The following is a 19,282-nucleotide window of genomic DNA, read 5'->3' on the forward strand; positions in this document are numbered from 1 at the left end:
TTGCAATGCGAATGGTCGACATCATCGACGCCAAGCGGAACGGTAAGACGCTGACGGACGAGCAACTCCAATTCTTTATCGACGGGGTAGTGAACGGGACGATTCCCGACTACCAGACCAGTGCCCTCTTGATGGCCATCTTCTTCCAGGGGATGACTAGCGAAGAGCAGACCAGCCTGACGATGAAGATGATGCATTCCGGCGAACGGCTGGACCTGAGCAAAATTCCTGGAATTAAGGTTGACAAGCACTCGACCGGGGGTGTCGGGGACAAGGTCAGCCTGCCACTGGCGGCCATGGTCGCAGCTACCGGCATTCCGGTTCCGATGATCTCGGGCCGGGGCCTCGGCCACACCGGCGGCACCCTGGACAAGCTGGAAGCCATTCCGGGCTTCAAAGTCGAACTGTCCGAGGAAGACTTCATCGCCCAGGTAGCCAAGGAAGGTCTGGCAATCGTTGGGGCCACTGGGGAGGTGGCCCCGGCCGACAAGAAGATTTATGGCCTGCGTGACGTCACCGACACTGTGGACTCGATTCCACTGATCGCCAGCTCGATCATGAGCAAGAAGATTGCCTCGGGGACCGACGCCCTGGTGATCGACGTCAAGACCGGAGCTGGGGCCTTCATGAAGACCCTCGACCAGTCCCGGGCGCTGGCCCATGCCCTGGTCGACATCGGCAAGCAGGCCGGCCTGCAGTGCATGGCGGTGATTTCCGACATGAACCAGCCGCTAGGCAACAAAATTGGTAACTCCCTGGAAATCGAAGAATCGATCGATGTCCTCAAGGGGAAGGGCCCAGCCGATCTGACCGAACTGGTCCTGACGCTGGGCAGCTACATGGTGGTCATGGGTGGCAAGGCCGCTTCACCTGAGGAGGCCCGTCAGCTGCTGGAACAGACAATCACCGACGGCAGCGCCTACGACCGCTTCAAAGCGATGGTAATTGCTCAGGGCGGCGACCCGCGGGTCATGGACGACTACACGGTCATGCCCCAGGCCAAGTACAAGCTGCCGTACCGGGCCAAGCAGGATGGTGTCCTGACCAAGCTGACCGCTGACGAGATTGGGACCGCCAGCATGCTGCTCGGTGGTGGCCGGCAAAAGGCCGACGACCAGCTGGACTACAGCGTGGGGATCGAGCTCCACCACAAGCTGGGCGACCGGGTCGCGGCCGGTGATGAACTGCTGACCATTTACAGCAACCGCGAAGATGTTTCAGATGTAGAAAAGCTCTTAGACGAAAGCATTGAAATCGGTGCGCAGGGTGAAAAGCCAACGCTGATTCATGAAATTATTGAATAATTTGAGGAGGAACAGATTATGAGTACACACATTGGCGCCAAGATGGGCGATTACGCAGACGTTGTTTTACTGCCAGGGGACCCGCTGCGGGCAAAGTACATTGCCGAAAACTTCCTGGAGAACGTTAAGCAGGTTAACTCCGTGCGGAACGCCTTTGGTTACACCGGTGAATACAAGGGACACCGGGTATCCGTTCAGGGCTCCGGAATGGGGATCCCATCAATGTCCATCTACATCAACGAACTGGTGAAATTCTTTGGTGTTAAGACGATCATCCGGGTGGGATCCTGTGGGGGAATCGCTCCAGATGTTCACCTGCGTGACGTCATCCTGGCCCAAGGTTCCTCAACGGACTCAGCCGTGACGATGAATACCTTCGGCGCCGGCTTCCATTACGCACCGCTGGCCGACTTCAAGCTGCTGGACACGGCCTACCACGTTGCAGAAAAGCTCGGCATCGATACCAAGGTAGGGGACATCTTCGCCGCCGATCGTTTCTACAACGACGAGTTGGACATGAAGAAGCTGCGTGACTATGGCATCCTCGGCACCGAGATGGAATCTGCCGGTCTGTACCTGCTGGGGGCTAAGCTTCACTTCCGCGCCCTGTCCGTGCTGACCGTCAGTGACCTGATCTTCGGTGAAGAAAAGACCACCGCTGAGGAGCGGGAACGGACCTTCAACGACATGATCAACATCTCACTGGAGACCGCCATTGCCGGGAAGTAACAGTTGAATATTGATTCCCCGTTCGCTATATTGAATGGGGAAAGTGAACAAGGGCCTGCTGTTTTGCTTTACAGCTCCCTTGTTTTTGTTTAGGAGGAGATCAAAATGGATGGTGAGGATAAAAAAATTGCCCTGGCGTTGAAGGTTGCCACGCTTTACTACCGGGACGGCTTTAACCAGCAGGATATCGCGGCGGAACTCAATATTTCCCGGGCGACGGTCTCGCGCCTGCTCCAGTACGGTCGGGATCAGGGCCTGGTGACCTTCAAGATTCATAACCCCCTGGCCCCCCTTCACCAGCTGGAGACGGGCCTACTCGAAAAGTACCCGAGCCTTAAAAAGGCCATCATTGTGCCGGGCAAGGACAACCCACTGGAGGAGGTTGGGATTGCCGGGGCCCACTACCTCGAACAGATCGTCAAGGACAATGATATTCTCGGCCTCGGCTGGGGGAAGACGGTCTATCAGGTGGCGCTTCACATCGATGCCAAGGACGTCTCCGGAGTCAAGGTGGTCCAGATGAAGGGCAGCATGGCCAACACTGAGACCCGCAACTACGCCTTCGAAACGGTCAATGCCTTCGCTAGCGCCTTTCACACCCTTCCGCAATACCTGCCCGTCCCGGTCATCTTCGACCACGCTAAGACCAAGGAGCTGGTGGCCAACGATACCCACATCAAGTACATCCTGAAGCTGGGGCAGGAGGCCGACATTGCCATGTTCACGGTGGGAACCGTTCGGGATTCGGCCCTGCTCTTTCGGATGGGCTACTTCACCGCCGCCGAGCAAAAGGCCCTGCAGCAGGAGGCCGTCGGGGATATCTTCTCCCGCTTCATCGATGCCAGGGGCCACATCGTCAATCACGACATCAATGAGCGGACGATCGGGATTCGCCTGGACGAACTGAAAAAGAAGAAACACAGCATCCTGGTGGCGGCCAACGTAGCCAAGGTGCCGGCCATCCACGGTTCACTGGTGGCCGGATACGCCAATACCTTGGTGATTGACCAGGAAAGTGCGAACAATTTATTAGAGTATTCTAATTAATTTTCGGTATTTTATCCTTGACCTCGGGCGAGATTCCTAGTAAAGTTGACCTAATCAAAATTAAGGAGCGTGTTTGAGCGATGTCAAATTGGGACACAAAGTTTGCCAAGAAAGGCTTAACTTTTGATGATGTATTGCTGATTCCGGCGGAGAGCCACGTATTACCAAACCAAGTCGACCTGAGTACCACCCTGGCCGACAACCTGCACCTGAAGATTCCGATTATTTCTGCGGGGATGGATACCGTTACTGAAGGATCAATGGCGATTGCCATGGCCCTCCAGGGTGGACTCGGGGTTGTCCACAAGAACATGTCCATTCAGGCCCAGGCTGGTGAAGTGGCCAACGTCAAGAGCGTCACGGTTCCAGCCACTGCTACTAAGGCAGCGGTTGACGACCAGAACCGCCTGCTCTGTGCCGCTGCCGTTGGTGTAACCAGCGATACCTTTGAACGGGCTCAAGCATTACTGGATGCCGGTGCCGACGCCATCGTTATCGACACGGCCCACGGTCACTCAGCCGGTGTGCTGCGCAAGATCAAGGAATTCCGTGACCACTTCCCAGACCAGACGCTGATCGCCGGGAACGTTGCCACTGGTGCTGCCACCAAGGCCCTCTTTGATGCCGGGGTTGACGTTGTGAAGGTCGGCATCGGCCCTGGTTCGATCTGTACTACCCGGGTGGTTGCCGGGGTTGGTGTTCCACAGATCACCGCAATTTACGACGCCGCCGAAGTTGCCCGTGAATACCACAAGCCGATCATTGCCGACGGTGGGATCAAGTACTCCGGGGACGTTGTGAAGGCCCTGGCTGCCGGTGGTAACGCCGTCATGCTTGGTGGAATGCTTTCCGGGACGACCGAAGCACCTGGCGAAGTCTTTGAAGACAACGGCAAGAAGTTCAAGGCCTACCGGGGGATGGGTTCCGTTGGTGCCATGGCTCAGGCCCACGGTTCCTCCGACCGTTATTTCCAGGGTGGTGTCAACGAAGCCAACAAGCTGGTTCCAGAAGGGATTGAAGCCCGGGTTGCCTACAAGGGTGACGTTGCCGACGTCCTCTTCCAAATCGACGGTGGCCTGCGTTCCGGAATGGGCTACTGTGGTGCCCCAGACATTCCAAGCCTGATCGAAAATGCTCAATTCGTTCAAATTACGAACGCCGGTCTGCGTGAATCACACCCTCACGATGTGCAGATCACGAAGGCCGCTCCAAACTACAAATAATCGTTAATCATCATTGATGTTTAAGCTGACCGTGACTTTGCCGTCCGGTCGGCTTTTTTTGTTCGCTTTGCTTGAGAACCTGGTACAATTAAGATTAGAATCCAAAACTATGGAAATCTTTACCCATTCGGGGGAGGGGGAATAATCCAATGAGTGGTCACCAAACAATCCTAATCGGCGTCCTGCTGATCAGCATCCTCTTGTTTATTGTTCAGTGGTTTCGTCAATCACGCCACATCTTCCGGGGCGGACGGCAGCCCCTGGCCGTGACGAACGTCTTCATTAACTGGGGCCTGTTGATTTTGGCCATCTTTGCTGGAGTGAGCCTTTCGACTTCCGGTTTCCATGCTGAAGCCGAATCGGGGACGGGTCAGCAGCAGACGGCATCTTCGCAGAAGAAGATTGTTAAAAAGACGTCTGCGGCGAGTGCCAAGGCCAGCAGCAGTTCCGCCAGCAGCACGACTACGCAGCAGGGGAAACAGCTGGCGGCCGATCAGGCGGCGCCAGCTAAGCAGATTGTTAGCCTGGATGACGGAAAGGCCGCAATGAACTTTAACGTTCCAGCCCAGACCCAGTTCCAAATTGTGGACGCCGGGACCGGCAACGTTTTACATACCTTTGCTCCGCAGCAAGGGGTCACAACGGTCAGCTACACCTTTACCAAAGCAGGGAACTACTACCTGATCGTTACCAAAGGCCAGCAGGCGAAGACAATGACCGTCACGGTTAACAACCAGTAGGTTAAGTCTTTTTAAAAGTCGTTCCGGGAAAACAGTCGAACGTGGTGGATTCGTTATAATGATGCAAGAAGAGATCGATGCAAAGGAGTGCCGGGTATGAAGATTTTAGTTGTTGATGACGACAAGGAAATCGTCCAATTGTTGGAAATTTACATTCGAAACGAGGGCTATGAGCCAGTCGCGGCCTATAACGGCAAGGAGGCCCTTACGAAACTGAATACCAACCCCGATATCGCCTTGATCATCCTGGACCTGATGATGCCCGAGATGGACGGGATGGAGGTCATTAAGCAGGTACGCAAGGATTCCGACATTCCGATCCTGGTCCTGTCCGCCAAGACCGCGGACATGGATAAGATCCAAGGCCTGATTACCGGGGCCGACGATTACGTCACCAAGCCGTTTAACCCGCTGGAAGTTATGGCCCGGGTCAAGTCCCTCTTGCGGCGGAGCCAGGGTGAAGTCACCAACGACCAGCCTGACGTCTTAAACGTAGGTCCACTGATCATCAATAAGGATTCCCACGAGGTCAAGACCATCCAAGGCGACAAGATTCAATTGACCGCCCTGGAATTCGGGATTCTCTACCTGCTGGCCAGCCACCCGAACCGGGTCTTCTCCGCGGACGACATCTTCGAACGGGTTTGGCAACAGGAGAGCGTCGTCTCGGCCAAGACCGTCATGGTCCACGTCAGCCACCTGCGGGACAAGATCGAAGAAGCCACCAATGGTGAAAAAGTCATTCAGACCGTCTGGGGCGTTGGCTACAAGATTGAGAATCATTAATAATTAGGAGGATCACGCGTGAAGCTAACTGGCCGTGAAAAAAGTTCACTGATTTTTGAAGGGGTCCTAACCGTCATTCTATTGGTCCTCTTGAATATCGCCATCTTAGACATCATCCAGGACGTTATCCAGTCCAACCCGGGGGTCAACAACGGCATCTTCATGATCAAACAGTCAATGAAGATTGGCCCGATGCAGGCGCAGATCTGGAGCTACCAGCGCATCCTGATTGCCATCTTTGTCATGATTGACGTCTGGGTCGTCTGGTGGCGGCTCAGGCGCCGGTACCGCCTTTACCAGATGGATCACATCATCGGCGAACTTCACTACATTGCCCAGGGACACCTTGATCACCGGATTCCCTTCCGTCTCAAGGGCAACGAGCAGCACGTGATCACCAGTGTCAACGCCCTGGTGGACAGCGTGGTCCAGTCGATGAATGACGAGCGCAAGATTGAGAAGTCCAAGGATGAGCTGATCACTAACGTCAGCCACGACCTGCGGACCCCACTGACCAGCATCATCGGCTACCTCGGGCTGGTCGAAGATAAGCAGTACCGGAGCGAGGAGGACATCCTCAAGTACACCCACATCGCTTACGAGAAGGCCAAGCAGATGAAGAACCTGGTGGAGGACCTCTTCGAATACACCAAGGTTCAGCAGCATGGTGCGCCGGTCAACATCATGCGGGTCGATCTCAACCAGCTGCTGGAGCAATTGACCGCCAGCTTCGCCCTGGAGGCCGAGAAGCGGGGAATCGAGATCTCCTCGAAGGTCGTGCCGAACCCGCTGATGATTGAGGCCGATCCGGAAAAGCTGGGCCGGGTCTTCAACAACCTGGTTACCAACGCCTTCAAGTACGGCAACGGGGCCAGCTATGTTCGGATCAATGCCCACCAGGAAAATACCAACGTGGTCGTCACGGTGGCTAATGACGGGACACCGATTCCGGAAAAGTCGCTCAACCACCTCTTTGAGCGGTTCTACCGCGCGGAGGCCTCCCGTTCCCGGGCAACCGGGGGAACCGGATTGGGGCTGGCGATCGTCAAGAGCATTGTCGACCTGCACCATGGCCAGGTCAGCGTTACCTCAGATGAGAACGAAACGGCCTTTCGGGTGACCCTGCCGCTGAAGCAGGAGAACCAGGGTACCAAGTAAAAGAATGGCGAATTTCAAACGAAATTCGCCATTCTTTTTTGCTCTGCTATATTCAACAAATTTAGAGTGTGTTAAACTGTAAGGGCATTGTGTCACCTTAAAATTTGAATAAGATGATAATAATTGGAGGAAATTCTGTGGCTAAAGCGCAAATAAATCCAGAAAAAGCACGATGGCTTGAAGTTTTGGGCATTGCCATGCCGCTCTGCCTTAGCTATATTCCAATCGGATTAGCTTGTGGAATTTTATTACACGCAGCGGGCTTTAATTTTATAATGACCCTCGTGGTGTCGATCGTGGTTTTCTCTGGCGGGGCCCAGTTTATTTTAGCCTCGTTATTGACTATTCACGCACCCCTGTCGTCAATTTTTATGACCCTGTTCTTCCTGGAACTGCGGTACGCACTTCTGGGCTCGAGTCTTTCAAAGTACATTAAAAATGAATCCCAGCACTTCATCTGGCTCTTTGCCGTTTCGATGAACGACGAAAACTACGCGGTCAACTACCTCAAGTTTGCGACCGACAAGAAATGGTCACCCCAAGATGGGCTGCTGGTGGAACACTATTCACTAATTTCATGGTCGGTGGCCAACATGGTCGGTGGCCTGATCGGCAGTGCGGTCTCAATCGACCTGGAAGTCGTGGACTTTGCCCTGACGGCGCTTTTCCTGTACATGATTGTCATGCAGGTGCGGAGTCACTTGACCCTGCTCATCTGCTTGCTGTCGGCGGTCTTAGCGGTCTGCTTCCTGGTCCTGACTAAGAACACCCTGGGGATCGTGATTGCGACCCTGATCGCGTCCTTTGTTGGTTTCATGATCGAAAACGCGGTTCGCAAGCACAGCAAGAATCCAGAGGAGAATTGGTTCTTGACCAAGGTCTTCCGGCCGATTGCGACCCGGACAACGATCGAGGACCAAAAGGAGAAGAAGGAACTCAAAAAAGCTGAGGAAGAGTTGGTTGCCGAAAAGAGCAGTAACCCACCGAAGCGGGATAATTAGTGGAGACTAGCTTATGGCACATCTATTTAGTAATTTACCCTTATTAATTTCTGACACGGGCAACAACAAGATTTTGTACCACATTATCGTGATTATCTTTGCGGGTTTTGCGGCCTTCATTCCGCGCTACTTCCCAATCCTCTTCTTCTCCACCCGGAAGATCCCGGAATGGTTCAATGAGTGGATGAAGTACGTTCCGGTCAGCCTGTTTACCGCCCTGGTGGTTAAAAACATGTTTGTCACTACCGCCGGCTACCACTTCGTTCCGTTCGGCCACGTCGATCAGATCATCGCGGCTCTGATCGTGATGGTGATTGCCTACTTCACCCGGTCGATGTCGATCTCCGTGGTGACGGGGCTGATTGCCGTCTGGCTGTTAAGTTTAGTTCTCTAACCAAAAAGCACTCCAGCAGTGGGGTGCTTTTAATTTTTTATCAAAAACTGGAATTTTTTCATCGGCTGCTCACGGGGACTTTGTTCGTATTTAAATAATATTTAAAATTATGTAACCGTTATTGTTCGTGTTTTAAAGAATATAACCCGTTGACATCAGGAATAATGTTCAGTAAGATAGAGCCACGTTCGAACGAGAGATTGATTAGTAACTTCAGGCATGAGAAGAAAGAGGAATTCGAATAATGGCAATTCAATTCGCAACGGTCGAAGAAGCTTTGGAACAATTACGCAAGGGTGGCTTTATCATCCTGGCCGATAACGAGGATCGGGAAAACGAGGGGGATCTGGTGGCGCTGGGCGAAAACATCCAGCCGGCCACGGTCCACACGATGCTCAAGGAGGCCAATGGACTGATGTGCGTTCCGGTCAGCGAGGAGATCGCGGCCCAACTGAACTTCAAGCCGATGGTCAAGCACAGTACTGACCCGAACCAGACGCCCTTCATGGTAACGGTTGACGGGACTAAGGCGGCTACCGGGGTCACCACCGGGGTTTCCGCCTACGACCGGGCAGCCACGATTCACCAGATCGCCAAACCGGAAGCCACGGCCAGCGACTTTAACCATCCGGGCCACATTCAGCCGCTTTACTCCCAGGCGCGTGGGCTGCGCGACCGGATCGGCCACACCGAAGCCTCCGTTGACCTGGCCTACCTGGCGGGTGCCCGGCCCGTTTCGGTAATCATTGAAGTGCTCAAGGATGACGGCAAGATGGCCCGGCGTGACGATTTAGCGGCGCTGGCCGACCGCTTAACCGTACCGTTTTTGACCATCCAGGAAATCATTGATTACATGGATAAGAACGACATTGAATACGCGGCCCAGCTGGAAGAGACTGTCCACGCCTAAGTAATTTTTCAAAATAGTGTTGACATTCACGAGGGAACCGACTAGTATTATTGACAAGCAAAATACCTTTAACTTAGTCCAGCGAGGCTAGGAAGGATTTATCTGAGCGTTAGAATATCTCGACCTTCTTAGCCTAGTGCTGAGGAGGTCTTTTTTAACAGAATTTCCTCGACCCCCAGTGCTAGGCAAGATGAACGCCCACCTCGATCAAATAGGTATTTTCGAAGAACTGAGCCTTTTAATTGCGTCCTGTGAGAGCAAAAACGGTGCAGTGTTTTCGGCCTATCCTTTAACATAAGCAAAAAACACCCAAGCAGCGCAAACTCGACCAGAACCAGGCCAAGTTCCCGCTGCTTTTGTTGTATCTAGGTTAAAAAGGAGATCTATTTGATGATTAGTACTGAACGCATTCAACCAAACGTTGTCACTGTTGCCGACATGGACGCTGCCGATGCCCTCGACCTGATTAGCGAGGCCGAAGACTACAAGCACGGCAAGCAGCCGCACTTGAACCGGCCGGCCTTCGCAGCCAACCTCTTCTTCGAAAACTCCACCCGGACCAAGACCAGTTTCCAAATGGCCGAAATGAAGCTCGGCATGCACGTGATGCAGTTTGAAGCGGGCACCAGTTCCGTTAAGAAGGGTGAGAGCCTCTACGACACCGTTAAGACGATGGAATCCATCGGGGTTAACATCGCGGTAATCCGCCACCCCGAAAACGAATACTACAAGTCCTTGATTGCCCACCCCGGTCTGAAGATTGGGATTGCCAACGGTGGGGACGGTTCCGGCCAGCACCCATCCCAGTGCCTGCTGGACATGATGACCATCCACGAAGAATTCAACGACTTCAACGGCCTCAAGGTACTGATTATCGGCGACCTGTCGCACTCCCGGGTTGCCCACTCCAACGCCATGATGCTCAACCGCCTCGGTGCTAAGGTTTACTTCGCCGGCCCACAGGAATGGTACGATGAAGAACTGGCCAAGTACGGAACCTTTGGCGACTTCGACGAACTGCTGCCGGAGATGGACGTCGTTAACCTCTTACGGGTCCAAAACGAACGGCTGTCCGGTGCCGAAAACGGGGCCTTTGACGCCGAAGCATACCACCAGCAATACGGTCTGACCCGCGAACGCTACAACAAGATGAAGAAGGGTGCCATCATCATGCACCCGGCACCGGTTAACCGCGGTGTCGAAATCGACAGCGACCTGGTTGAAGCACCAAACGCCCGGATCTTCCGTCAGATGCAAAACGGGGTCTTCGTGCGGATGGCCATCTTAAGCCGGATCCTCCGTTACCAAGGCATTATGTAATCGCGGGTGAGTGCAATGACACAAACCCTATTAAAACACGGCCGGCACCTGGTCGGTTCGGAACTGGTTCCCTGCGACGTTTTGATCGAGGACGGCAAGATTAAGGCAATCGGCGCCGATCTGAACGCAGCAGAAGACGCCACGGTGATCGACCTCAATAACAACCTGATCACTCCCGGCCTGATCGACATCCACGTTCACCTACGCGAGCCGGGCTACACCAACAAGGAAACGATCGTCACTGGCAGCCGGGCCGCAGCCCACGGTGGCTTTACCACCATCGCCGCCATGGCCAACCTCAAGCCAACCTGCGACACGCCGGAACGCTTCAAGAAGCAGGTGGAACGCAACGAAAAGGACGGCGCCATCAAGATCATCCAGTACTCGCCGGTTACCAAGGACCGGGCGGGGAAGGAACCGGTCGACGTGGCCGCCCAATACGCGGCGGGCGCCCGGCTCTTCAGTGATGATGGTGCCGGCATTCAGGACGCCGGGGTGGTCTACCGGGCCATGCAGCAATTAGCGGCTCACGACCTGGTAATGTGTGACCACGCCCAGGACAACCAGCTGGCTAACGGCGGGGTCATCAACGACGGTCCCGTGGCCCAAAAGCTGGGACTGCCGGGGATGCCGAAGATCAGCGAAACGGCGCAGATCGCCCGCAACATCGTGATCGCCCAGGCCACCGGTGCCCACTACCACGTTTGCCACGTTTCGACCAAGGAAAGCATCGAGCTGGTCCGCCACGCCAAGCAACTGGGGATCAACGTGACCTGCGAAGTGACGCCGCACCACCTGCTGCTCGCGGACGCCGACATTCCGGGCGACGACGCCGAGTTCAAGATGAACCCGCCGCTGCGGAGCCGGCAGGACCAGGAGGCTTGCCTGGCCGGCCTCTTGGACGGGACGATCGACTGCATTGCCACCGACCACGCGCCGCACACCGACGCCGAAAAGCACCAAGGCTTCTTGGCCTCGCCAAACGGCATCGTCGGCAGCGAGACCGCCTTTGCCCTGCTCTACACCCGCTACGTCAAGAACGGGATCTTCACCCTCGGCCAGCTGATCAACTGGCTGACCGGGAACGTCAAGAAGGTCTTCAAGCTGGACAACGTCGGCCTGCTCAAGGTTGGCGACCCAGCGGACATCGCGGTCTTTGACATCGACCATCAGGACACGGTCAAGGCCGATCAGTTCTTCTCAAAGGGTCACAACACGCCCTTCATTGGTGACCAGGTTTACGGCATGACCGATAAGACCTTTGTTGATGGCAAGCTCGTCTACGATCGGGAGGAAGAGAAATGAAGAAGGAAGAACGACTCCACGTGGAGCTGCCCGGCCTGTCACTGAAAAACCCGGTGATCGCGGCCAGCGGCACCTGCGGCTACGGCCAAGAGATCGCCAAAAACTATGACATCAACCAGCTGGGCTCGCTGGTCCTAAAGTCCACCACCAAGAACCCGCGCTCGGGCAATCCCCGGCCCCGGGTCTGCCAGACCACGGCCGGCTGGCTGAACGCCAACGGCCTGCAAAACGTCGGCGTTCAACGGGTGGTTGACGAAAAGCTGCCCTGGCTCCAGGTCAACTACCCGAAGCTGCCGGTGATCGCCAGCGCGGCCGGTTTCTCCACCAGCGAATACGTTGAGGTGGTCGACCGCTTGACGAACGCGGCCGGGGTGAACGCCCTGGAACTAAACGTTTCCTGCCCAAACGTCAAGCATGGCGGCCTGGCGATGGGGACCGATCCCGCAGTCTTGGAGGACCTGGTCCACAAGGTGGTCAAGGTGGCCCATGGGGTGCCGGTTTACGTCAAGCTGACGCCTAACGTCACCAACATTGTGCCCCTGGCCCAGGCGGCCGAGCGCGGCGGGGCCAACGGTCTGACGATGATCAACACCCTGACCGGGCTCAGCATTAACCTCAAGACGCGCCGGCCGGTCCTGGCCAACGTCACCGGCGGACTGTCCGGCCCGGCCCTGAAGCCAATGGCCCTGCGGATGATTCACCAGGTCCGCAGCGTCTCGAAGATTCCAATCATCGGTGTGGGCGGCATTGAAAGTGCCGAGGATGTTTTGGAATTCATGATGGCCGGGGCCAATGCGGTGGAGGTTGGCGCGGCCAGCTTCCACGACTCCTTGGCACTGCCAAAGATTGTGGCAGAACTACCAATGACGATGGATAAATACGGAATTGAAAAATTAACGGATCTCTGGGAGGTGAAGTTTTGAAACGCTACGTACCAATGGTGGCAATTGATGTTGCCACGAAGGCCGAGGCCGTCGAACTGTTTGACGAACTCGTCGACGTAACTCCGAAGCCGATTGTTAAGATCGGAATGGAAATGTACTACGGCCTGGGTCAGGAAATCGTTAAGGAAGCCCAGAAACGCGGCTTCAAGATTTTCCTCGACCTCAAGCTCTACGACATTCCCAACACGGTGCACCGGGCAATGGCTGCGATCGGCCGGCTCGGCATCGACTTCACGACCATCCACGCGGCTGGCGGCACTGAGATGCTGACGGCCGGGCTGGCGGGCCTGGAAGAAGGGGCCGTCGAGGCGGGGGTGCGGCCAGCCAAATTGCTGGCGATCACCCAGCTGACCTCGATTGACGACCAGATCCTGCACGAACAGCAGCACGTCGACCTCTCCCTGATTGAGTCCGTTCAAAACTACGCTCAATTGGCCGAGGGTGTCGGCCTGGCCGGGGTAATTTGCTCGGCCCGGGAACTGCCGGCCATCCGGCAGGTTACCCGTCCAGATTTTCTCTGCATCACTCCCGGTATCCGGCCATCCTTGAAGGTTCATGATGACCAGAAGCGGGTTGTGACCCCAGCCCAAGCCCGGGAGCTGGGCAGCAACGGGATCGTTGTTGGGCGACCAATCACCCAGAGCGACGATCCGGTCGCAGCCTACCAGCAGATTCAGCAAGCATTTTTAGCAGATTAGGAGGAAGATTACTATGACTTATTCACAAAGAGTTGCTAAGGCATTGTTAGACATTCACGCGGTTACCCTGTCCCCAGAAAAGCCTTACACCTGGGCTAGTGGCCTCAAGGCACCGATCTACACGGACAACCGCCTGACCATTTCCTATCCTGACGTTCGGCAGGCCATTTACAACGGCATGGAAGAACAGATCAACCTCCACTTTGCGGATGCTGATGTGATTGCCGGGACCGCCACTGCCGGGATTCCGCACGCAGCCTGGGTTGCGCAGGAAATGGGCTTGCCAATGGTTTACGTCCGGACTAAGCCGAAGGACCATGGCCAGGGACACCAAGTCGAGGGTGTTCTCAAGCCGGGTCAAAAGGTCGTAGTGATCGATGACCTGATCTCCACTGGCGGCAGTGTCCTGAACGCTGTCCGGGCAATCAACAACACCGGTGCCCAGGTAATTGGCGTCGTGGCCGTCTTCACCTACCAACTCCAGGCGGCGGAACAGAACTTCCTGGCTAATGACCTGAAGTACTACGCCGTTACGGACTACACGACCCTGATCAAGGAGGCCGAAGCAACCGACCAAATCAGTGCCGACCACCTGAAGTCTCTCCAACAGTGGCGTGAAGACCCAATCAAGTGGAGCAACGACCACAAGGATTAAGCAGCGGCTGAAAATACCGCAACCAATCTAGATCTCCAAAAAGAGGCATGCAGAAATTTGCATGCCTCTTTTGTGGTTTGTTGACTGTTAAGAAAATTGCATGTGATATGTTACTTGTGATAAATCACATGTAACATATCACATTATTCATTATGTATTATGAATATAACACTTTCGGGGACTTTTAATTTTTGTAATGCAAATATTGCTGATTAGGCATATTGTGCAAGTAATGCCAATATTGCTAATAATGCTAATAATGCAGTGCATACTAATAATACAGATAATACAATGCATACTGATATTACACGTTGACTAGTAATACGGATAATACATGTATACAGATTCATACATTGATACATACACATACACTAATACTAATGAGTTGATTGCTGCCGAAAACCTTATTTTTGCTTATAAAAAGGCCCTCAACAGATAGAATTTCTGCTGAGGGCCTTTAATGTGCTGATCGTTAATTGCACTCGGATTGATAACGTGGAAACAAGCGAGTCCCTAGCATCTAGCTACGGACGAGAGCCGGCGCCTTCAGCGCCAACTCCCGCCCTAGGCTAGCTGTACGGGACTCCGAGGAGCTTGTTTCCACTCACTAGATAACGTGCAATTAACTGCGGGCCTAGTGTCTAACTACTGACGAAAGCCGACGCCTTCAGCGCCAACTTCCGTCCGCAGTTAGCCATACGGCCCGCTGATCGTTAATTGCACTCACTTATTTAATCATATAATCCCGCGTCATCGGCAGGTTCTTGCCGGATGCACCCTTGGTGATCAGGTATTGAATAACGTCGATGTTGCCGGACTCAAACGATGCGGCGCAGGCCTGCAGGTAGAGGTCCCACATCCGGGTGAAGCGTTCGCCCATCATGTCCTGGATCTGAGTGCGATGGGCGTTGAAGTTGGCGTCCCAGATCTCCAGGGTCCGTTGGTAGTGCCGCCGCAGCATTTCGATGTCGGCGATCTGCATTTGGTTTTCCTCGATGTGCTGGATCATTTCGACCAGGCCGGGAACGTAGCCACCCGGGAAGATGTACTTGTTGATCCAACCGTTGTAGGCACCGCCCTGTTGCCGGGTGATTCCGTGGATCAGGGCGACCCCGTCATCCTTTAAGTAGCGGTAGATGTCCTTGAAGTAGAGGCCAAGGTTTTCCTTGCCGACGTGTTCGAACATGCCGACGGAGGTGATGTAGTCCCACTGCTGGTTGCCCAGTTCCCGGTAGTCAATCAGCTTGACTTCGGCAACGTCTTCTAAGCCGTCCTTCTTGATCTGATCTTGGACGAAGCGGTATTGCTCCTCGCTCAGGGTCACCCCGGTTACCTTAAGCTTGTACTCCTTGGCCGCCGTCAGCATCAGGGTTCCCCAGCCGCAGCCGATGTCTAAGAAGGTCTTGCCGGGCTGTGGGTCGAGCTTCTTTAAGATGTGGTGGACCTTATCCTCCTGGGCCTTGGTCAGATCATCGCGGTTACCACCGGTGAAGTAGGCACAGGAGTAGGTCATCGTGTCGTCCAGCCAGAGCCGGTAGAAGTCGTTGCCGACGTCGTAGTGGCTCTGCACGTCCGATTCGCTTTCCTTTTCGGAGTGTCCCTGCTTGGGCATGAATTTACGGAACTTGGAATTGCGCATGAAGCTGCCGGCACTCTCGTAGGCGGATTCAATCAATGCTTGGATGCTGCCCTGAATTTCGATCTTACCATCCATGTATGCTTCCCCAAGTGCAATTGAGGCGTTCTTGGTGACGTCACGAATCGGAATCTTCTCCTTGAACGTGATGGTAACCTCTGGTTCGCCGTCGCCGTAAACCACGCTGGAACCGTCCCAGAAGATGATCTTCACGGGAATGTTGAAAGAGTGGCTTAAGAGTGACTTGTAGAACGTCTTTTCTAACATTTAAAAGCATCCTTCTTTCTCCAAATAATGACATTATTATAACACTCTGGCCTTGAATGACTAGGAAGAAGGCGTCCGATGGGACAAACACTGGCAATTGTTGCCGGAATGTGGGACCGGTATTAAAATTAGATTAGTATCTTTTTAAACTATTCGAAAGGTGATGGTTAACGTGACGGATGCCTGGCACCGTTTTATCAAAAATGTCGAGCTGCGCCGCTTTGTTGTCTTATTTCTCGTAATCTTCTTGTTGTGGCTGATGCGGTCGATGATGAACATGATCCTCTTTACCTTTATCCTGACCTTCATCGTGGTCACCTGGGTCAACTTCGTCCGCCGCTGGCTGCCGAAGCTCTCGATTAAGCTGCTGGTGGTTCTGACCTACCTGGTCTTAGTCTTGTTGCTCTACTTCGGGATTACCAAGTACCTGCCCGTCCTGGTGCACCAGGTCATCAAGATGGTCAACTCGGTCATCAAGTTCTACAGCAGCCGGGACGCGACGGCACTTTACCACTACGTCAGCCGCTACGTCAGCTGGTCGACGATCATGGCCCAGGTCAAGCACGGCCTGACCTTTGCCGTCAGCACCCTGACGAGCATCGGGGCGATCACCGTGACCTTCTTCCTCTCCCTCATCCTGAGCTTTTTCTTCGCCCTCGACCTGCAGGAGACGGCCGCCTTCTCCAAGCTGTTTTTAAACAGCACCTTTGGCTGGTTCTTCCAGGACCTGGCCTACTTTGGCAAGAAGTTCGTCAATACCTTCGGGGTGGTGCTGGAGGCCCAATTCTTCATCGCCATCTGCAACACCGCGATCACGACGGTGTGCCTGCTCTTCATGAAGATGCCGCAGATCCTCGCCTTGGCCCTGATCGTCTTCGTCTTTTCCTTGGTCCCGGTGGCCGGGGTGATCATCTCGACGATCCCGCTCAGCCTGGTGGCCTACTCGGTCGGCGGGATTCGAGACGTCATCTACATCATCATCATGGTGATCGTCATCCACGCCCTCGAAGCCTACGTTCTCAATCCAAAGTTTATGTCGAGCCAGACCGACCTGCCGATCTTCTACACCTTCATTATCCTGCTGGTCAGCGAGCATTTCTGGGGCACCTGGGGCCTGATCGTCGGCGTGCCGATCTTTACCTTCCTGCTCGACATCCTCGGGGTGAAATCAATTCGCCAGAAGAAAAAGAAGGGTCGGGCGGATCGGGCCGTCAAAGGCTGAAAATTGATTAAATTCATAATTTACCCTTTACGATTAGCTGATTAGCGAGTATTGTTATGATATAAGTTAACTATATTTCTTTTCTACGCATAATCGTTCGTATTTTATGGAGGGAAACCATTATGATGACTGACATTGAAATCGCAGACCAAGCGGAAATGAAACCGATCAAGGAAATCGCCGAACAGATCGGCCTGGGCGAGGACGACATCGAGCAGTACGGCAAGTACAAGGCCAAGATCAGCCTGCCCGTCGCTGCCCACCCGGACAAGAAGCACAAGCTGGTTCTAGTCACCTCGATCAACCCGACGCCGGCCGGCGAAGGGAAGTCCACCATCCTGGTCGGCCTGGGGGATGCAATGAACCAACTCGGTCACCAGACGATCATCGCGATGCGTGAACCATCCATGGGTCCCGTCTTCGGGATCAAGGGTGGCGCGACTGGCGGTGGCTACAGCCAGGTGGTTCCAATGGAAGACATCAACCTCCACTTCACCGGCGACCTCCACGCCCTGACCAGTGCCAATAACACCCTGGCAGCCCTGATTGACAATTACATCATGCGGGGCAACGAACTGGGGCTCGACCCACGCCGGGTGATCTGGAAGCGGGTCGAGGACGTCAACGACCGCGCACTGCGGAACGTGGTCACCGGACTGGGCGGCCTGATGCAGGGAGTCCCACGCCAAACCGGCTTTGACATCACGGCGGCCTCCGAACTGATGGCGATCCTCTGCCTGTCCACCGACCTGATGGACTTAAAAAAGCGGGTTGGCCAGATTGTGGTCGGCTACACCTACGACAAGCAGCCGGTCACGGTCAAGGAGCTGCACTTCGCCGACGCGATCACGATCCTGCTCAAGGACGCGATCAAGCCGAACCTGGTTCAGACCTTGGACCACACCCCAACGATCATTCACGGGGGCCCATTTGCCAACATCGCCCACGGCTGCAACAGTGTCCTGGCAACCAAGACCGCGCTGCAGCTGGCTGACTACACAGTCACGGAATCCGGCTTCGGTGCCGATCTCGGAGCGGAGAAGTTCATGGACATCAAGCGCCGCGTCCTGGGCAAGAACCCCGATGCTGTCGTAATCGTCGCCACCGTGCGGGCCCTGGAATACAACGGGGGCGCCAAACTGGCTGACTTGAAGGGTGAAAACCTGCCGGAACTGAAGAAGGGGATGGCCAACCTCAACCGCCACATCAAGAACATGCAGCGCTACGGGGTTCCGCTGGTTGTGGCAATCAACCACTTCGCCACCGACACTGAGGCTGAGATCAAGATGATCGCGGACAACTGCAAGCAGCTTGGGGTCAACGTTGTCGAGGCCGATGCCTGGGCCAAGGGCGGCGCCGGGACGCATGCGCTGGCCGAAGAGGTGGTCCGCCTGACCGAACAGCCGAGCGACTTCCACGAGCTCTACAGCCTGGACGCCACGCCGGAGGAAAAGGTCCGGACCGTCGCCACGAAGATCTACGGTGCCAAGGACGTTGAGTTCAGCCGCAAGGCTCAGCGCCAGCTTAAGCAATACGCTGAATTGGGCTGGAACAAGCTGCCGGTCTGCATCGCCAAGACCCAGTACTCCTTCACCGATGACCAGACCCAGCTGGGGGCACCGGAAGGCTTTACCTTCCACATCCGGGGCTTCGTGCCAAAGCTGGGGGCCGGCTTCATTGTCGCCCTCGCCGGCAACATGATGACCATGCCGGGCCTGTCCAAGGTGCCAGCGGCCGTTAACATGACGATTGATAAGGATGGCAAGATTACTGGATTGTTCTAAAAAGATTATTTAAGCTGGGGAAAGCCATTCGTCCTTCCCCGGCTTTTTTAACTCCAGCAAATAATCCGAACATTAAAATTTAATATAAGAAGAAAGTTCGATAAAACCATTGAATTTACCTGGCGGTTTTGTTATCTTTAAAGCAGATTTAAGGAGGGA

The 19,282-nt window shown here is 54.6% G+C and carries 18 protein-coding genes; 17 read left to right on the forward strand and 1 reads right to left on the reverse strand.

Features of this window, described 5'->3' with window-relative positions; genetic code table 11:
- Positions 1-5: 5 nt before the first annotated feature.
- The 15 genes from LKE23_RS07610 to pyrE all read left to right on the forward strand — a co-directional run bounded on the left by LKE23_RS07610 (position 6) and on the right by pyrE (position 14,214).
- Positions 6-1,304 carry a pyrimidine-nucleoside phosphorylase gene (locus LKE23_RS07610; RefSeq protein WP_291976763.1) on the forward strand — a complete coding sequence of 433 codons (1,299 nt, stop codon included), beginning with the start codon at positions 6-8 and terminating at the stop codon, positions 1,302-1,304.
- An 18-nt stretch (positions 1,305-1,322) separates the two neighbouring features.
- Complete coding sequence (gene deoD, locus LKE23_RS07615; protein WP_267202369.1) at positions 1,323-2,033, forward strand: purine-nucleoside phosphorylase; 711 nt, start codon at positions 1,323-1,325, stop codon at positions 2,031-2,033.
- 105 nt (positions 2,034-2,138) lie between these two features.
- The gene (locus LKE23_RS07620) at positions 2,139-3,080 is read left to right on the forward strand and encodes a sugar-binding transcriptional regulator (protein WP_291976764.1); all 942 of its coding nucleotides are present in this window, start codon (positions 2,139-2,141) and stop codon (positions 3,078-3,080) included.
- 80 nt (positions 3,081-3,160) lie between these two features.
- Positions 3,161-4,303, forward strand: a complete 1,143-nt coding sequence (gene guaB / locus LKE23_RS07625) for an IMP dehydrogenase (RefSeq protein WP_291976765.1) — start codon at positions 3,161-3,163, stop codon at positions 4,301-4,303.
- A gap of 149 nt (positions 4,304-4,452) precedes the next feature.
- Positions 4,453-5,043, forward strand: a complete 591-nt coding sequence (locus tag LKE23_RS07630) for a hypothetical protein (protein ID WP_291976766.1) — start codon at positions 4,453-4,455, stop codon at positions 5,041-5,043.
- A 96-nt stretch (positions 5,044-5,139) separates the two neighbouring features.
- On the forward strand, positions 5,140-5,829 hold the full coding sequence (locus LKE23_RS07635) for a response regulator transcription factor (protein WP_267202373.1): 690 nt from the start codon (positions 5,140-5,142) through the stop codon (positions 5,827-5,829).
- Positions 5,830-5,847: 18 nt separating this feature from the next.
- Positions 5,848-6,987, forward strand: a complete 1,140-nt coding sequence (locus LKE23_RS07640) for a sensor histidine kinase (RefSeq protein ID WP_291976767.1) — start codon at positions 5,848-5,850, stop codon at positions 6,985-6,987.
- Between the two features lie 137 nt (positions 6,988-7,124).
- On the forward strand, positions 7,125-7,988 hold the full coding sequence (locus tag LKE23_RS07645) for an AzlC family ABC transporter permease (RefSeq protein WP_291976769.1): 864 nt from the start codon (positions 7,125-7,127) through the stop codon (positions 7,986-7,988).
- Positions 7,989-8,001: 13 nt separating this feature from the next.
- Positions 8,002-8,382, forward strand: coding sequence for an AzlD domain-containing protein (locus tag LKE23_RS07650; protein WP_267202376.1), 381 nt, complete (start codon positions 8,002-8,004; stop codon positions 8,380-8,382).
- Between the two features lie 244 nt (positions 8,383-8,626).
- Complete coding sequence (gene ribB, locus LKE23_RS07655) at positions 8,627-9,292, forward strand: 3,4-dihydroxy-2-butanone-4-phosphate synthase (protein ID WP_291976770.1); 666 nt, start codon at positions 8,627-8,629, stop codon at positions 9,290-9,292.
- A gap of 390 nt (positions 9,293-9,682) precedes the next feature.
- Positions 9,683-10,612 carry an aspartate carbamoyltransferase catalytic subunit gene (locus tag LKE23_RS07660; protein WP_291976771.1) on the forward strand — a complete coding sequence of 310 codons (930 nt, stop codon included), beginning with the start codon at positions 9,683-9,685 and terminating at the stop codon, positions 10,610-10,612.
- 15 nt (positions 10,613-10,627) lie between these two features.
- A complete protein-coding gene (locus LKE23_RS07665; protein WP_291976772.1) occupies positions 10,628-11,917 on the forward strand; it encodes a dihydroorotase in 1,290 nt (429 codons plus the stop codon).
- Entirely contained in the window at positions 11,914-12,840 is a 927-nt protein-coding gene (locus tag LKE23_RS07670) for a dihydroorotate dehydrogenase (RefSeq protein WP_267202444.1), read from the forward strand. The genes LKE23_RS07665 and LKE23_RS07670 overlap by 4 nt, the downstream gene beginning before the upstream one ends.
- The gene (gene pyrF / locus LKE23_RS07675; protein ID WP_291976773.1) at positions 12,837-13,559 is read left to right on the forward strand and encodes an orotidine-5'-phosphate decarboxylase; all 723 of its coding nucleotides are present in this window, start codon (positions 12,837-12,839) and stop codon (positions 13,557-13,559) included. Before LKE23_RS07670 ends, pyrF begins: the two co-directional genes overlap by 4 nt.
- Positions 13,560-13,572: 13 nt before the next feature.
- A complete protein-coding gene (gene pyrE / locus LKE23_RS07680; RefSeq protein ID WP_267202442.1) occupies positions 13,573-14,214 on the forward strand; it encodes an orotate phosphoribosyltransferase in 642 nt (213 codons plus the stop codon).
- 727 nt (positions 14,215-14,941) lie between these two features.
- Here the strand turns inward: pyrE and LKE23_RS07685 are convergent.
- On the reverse strand, positions 14,942-16,117 hold the full coding sequence (locus LKE23_RS07685; RefSeq protein WP_291976774.1) for an SAM-dependent methyltransferase: 1,176 nt from the start codon (positions 16,115-16,117) through the stop codon (positions 14,942-14,944).
- A 172-nt stretch (positions 16,118-16,289) separates the two neighbouring features.
- On the opposite strand from LKE23_RS07685, the gene LKE23_RS07690 reads away from it, so the two are divergent.
- On the forward strand, positions 16,290-17,339 hold the full coding sequence (locus LKE23_RS07690) for an AI-2E family transporter (RefSeq protein WP_291976775.1): 1,050 nt from the start codon (positions 16,290-16,292) through the stop codon (positions 17,337-17,339).
- Between the two features lie 122 nt (positions 17,340-17,461).
- Complete coding sequence (locus tag LKE23_RS07695) at positions 17,462-19,123, forward strand: formate--tetrahydrofolate ligase (RefSeq protein WP_291976776.1); 1,662 nt, start codon at positions 17,462-17,464, stop codon at positions 19,121-19,123.
- The last annotated feature ends 159 nt before the right edge of the window (positions 19,124-19,282 follow it).

This window comes from Limosilactobacillus sp. (genome assembly GCF_022482365.1).
Lineage (GTDB): Bacteria > Bacillota > Bacilli > Lactobacillales > Lactobacillaceae > Limosilactobacillus.

Bases quoted from the DNA above. Each gene is read 5' to 3' on its own strand.
- ribB (WP_291976770.1), top strand. From the start codon at position 8,627: ATGGCAATTCAATTCGCAACGGTCGAAGAAGCTTTGGAACAATTACGC.
- LKE23_RS07620 (WP_291976764.1), top strand. From the start codon at position 2,139: ATGGATGGTGAGGATAAAAAAATTGCCCTGGCGTTGAAGGTTGCCACG.
- LKE23_RS07630 (WP_291976766.1), top strand. From the start codon at position 4,453: ATGAGTGGTCACCAAACAATCCTAATCGGCGTCCTGCTGATCAGCATC.
- LKE23_RS07665 (WP_291976772.1), top strand. From the start codon at position 10,628: ATGACACAAACCCTATTAAAACACGGCCGGCACCTGGTCGGTTCGGAA.
- deoD (WP_267202369.1), top strand. From the start codon at position 1,323: ATGAGTACACACATTGGCGCCAAGATGGGCGATTACGCAGACGTTGTT.
- pyrE (WP_267202442.1), top strand. From the start codon at position 13,573: ATGACTTATTCACAAAGAGTTGCTAAGGCATTGTTAGACATTCACGCG.
- LKE23_RS07695 (WP_291976776.1), top strand. From the start codon at position 17,462: ATGATGACTGACATTGAAATCGCAGACCAAGCGGAAATGAAACCGATC.
- LKE23_RS07685 (WP_291976774.1), bottom strand. From the start codon at position 16,117: ATGTTAGAAAAGACGTTCTACAAGTCACTCTTAAGCCACTCTTTCAAC.
- LKE23_RS07610 (WP_291976763.1), top strand. From the start codon at position 6: ATGCGAATGGTCGACATCATCGACGCCAAGCGGAACGGTAAGACGCTG.
- LKE23_RS07650 (WP_267202376.1), top strand. From the start codon at position 8,002: ATGGCACATCTATTTAGTAATTTACCCTTATTAATTTCTGACACGGGC.
- LKE23_RS07660 (WP_291976771.1), top strand. From the start codon at position 9,683: ATGATTAGTACTGAACGCATTCAACCAAACGTTGTCACTGTTGCCGAC.
- LKE23_RS07635 (WP_267202373.1), top strand. From the start codon at position 5,140: ATGAAGATTTTAGTTGTTGATGACGACAAGGAAATCGTCCAATTGTTG.
- LKE23_RS07670 (WP_267202444.1), top strand. From the start codon at position 11,914: ATGAAGAAGGAAGAACGACTCCACGTGGAGCTGCCCGGCCTGTCACTG.
- guaB (WP_291976765.1), top strand. From the start codon at position 3,161: ATGTCAAATTGGGACACAAAGTTTGCCAAGAAAGGCTTAACTTTTGAT.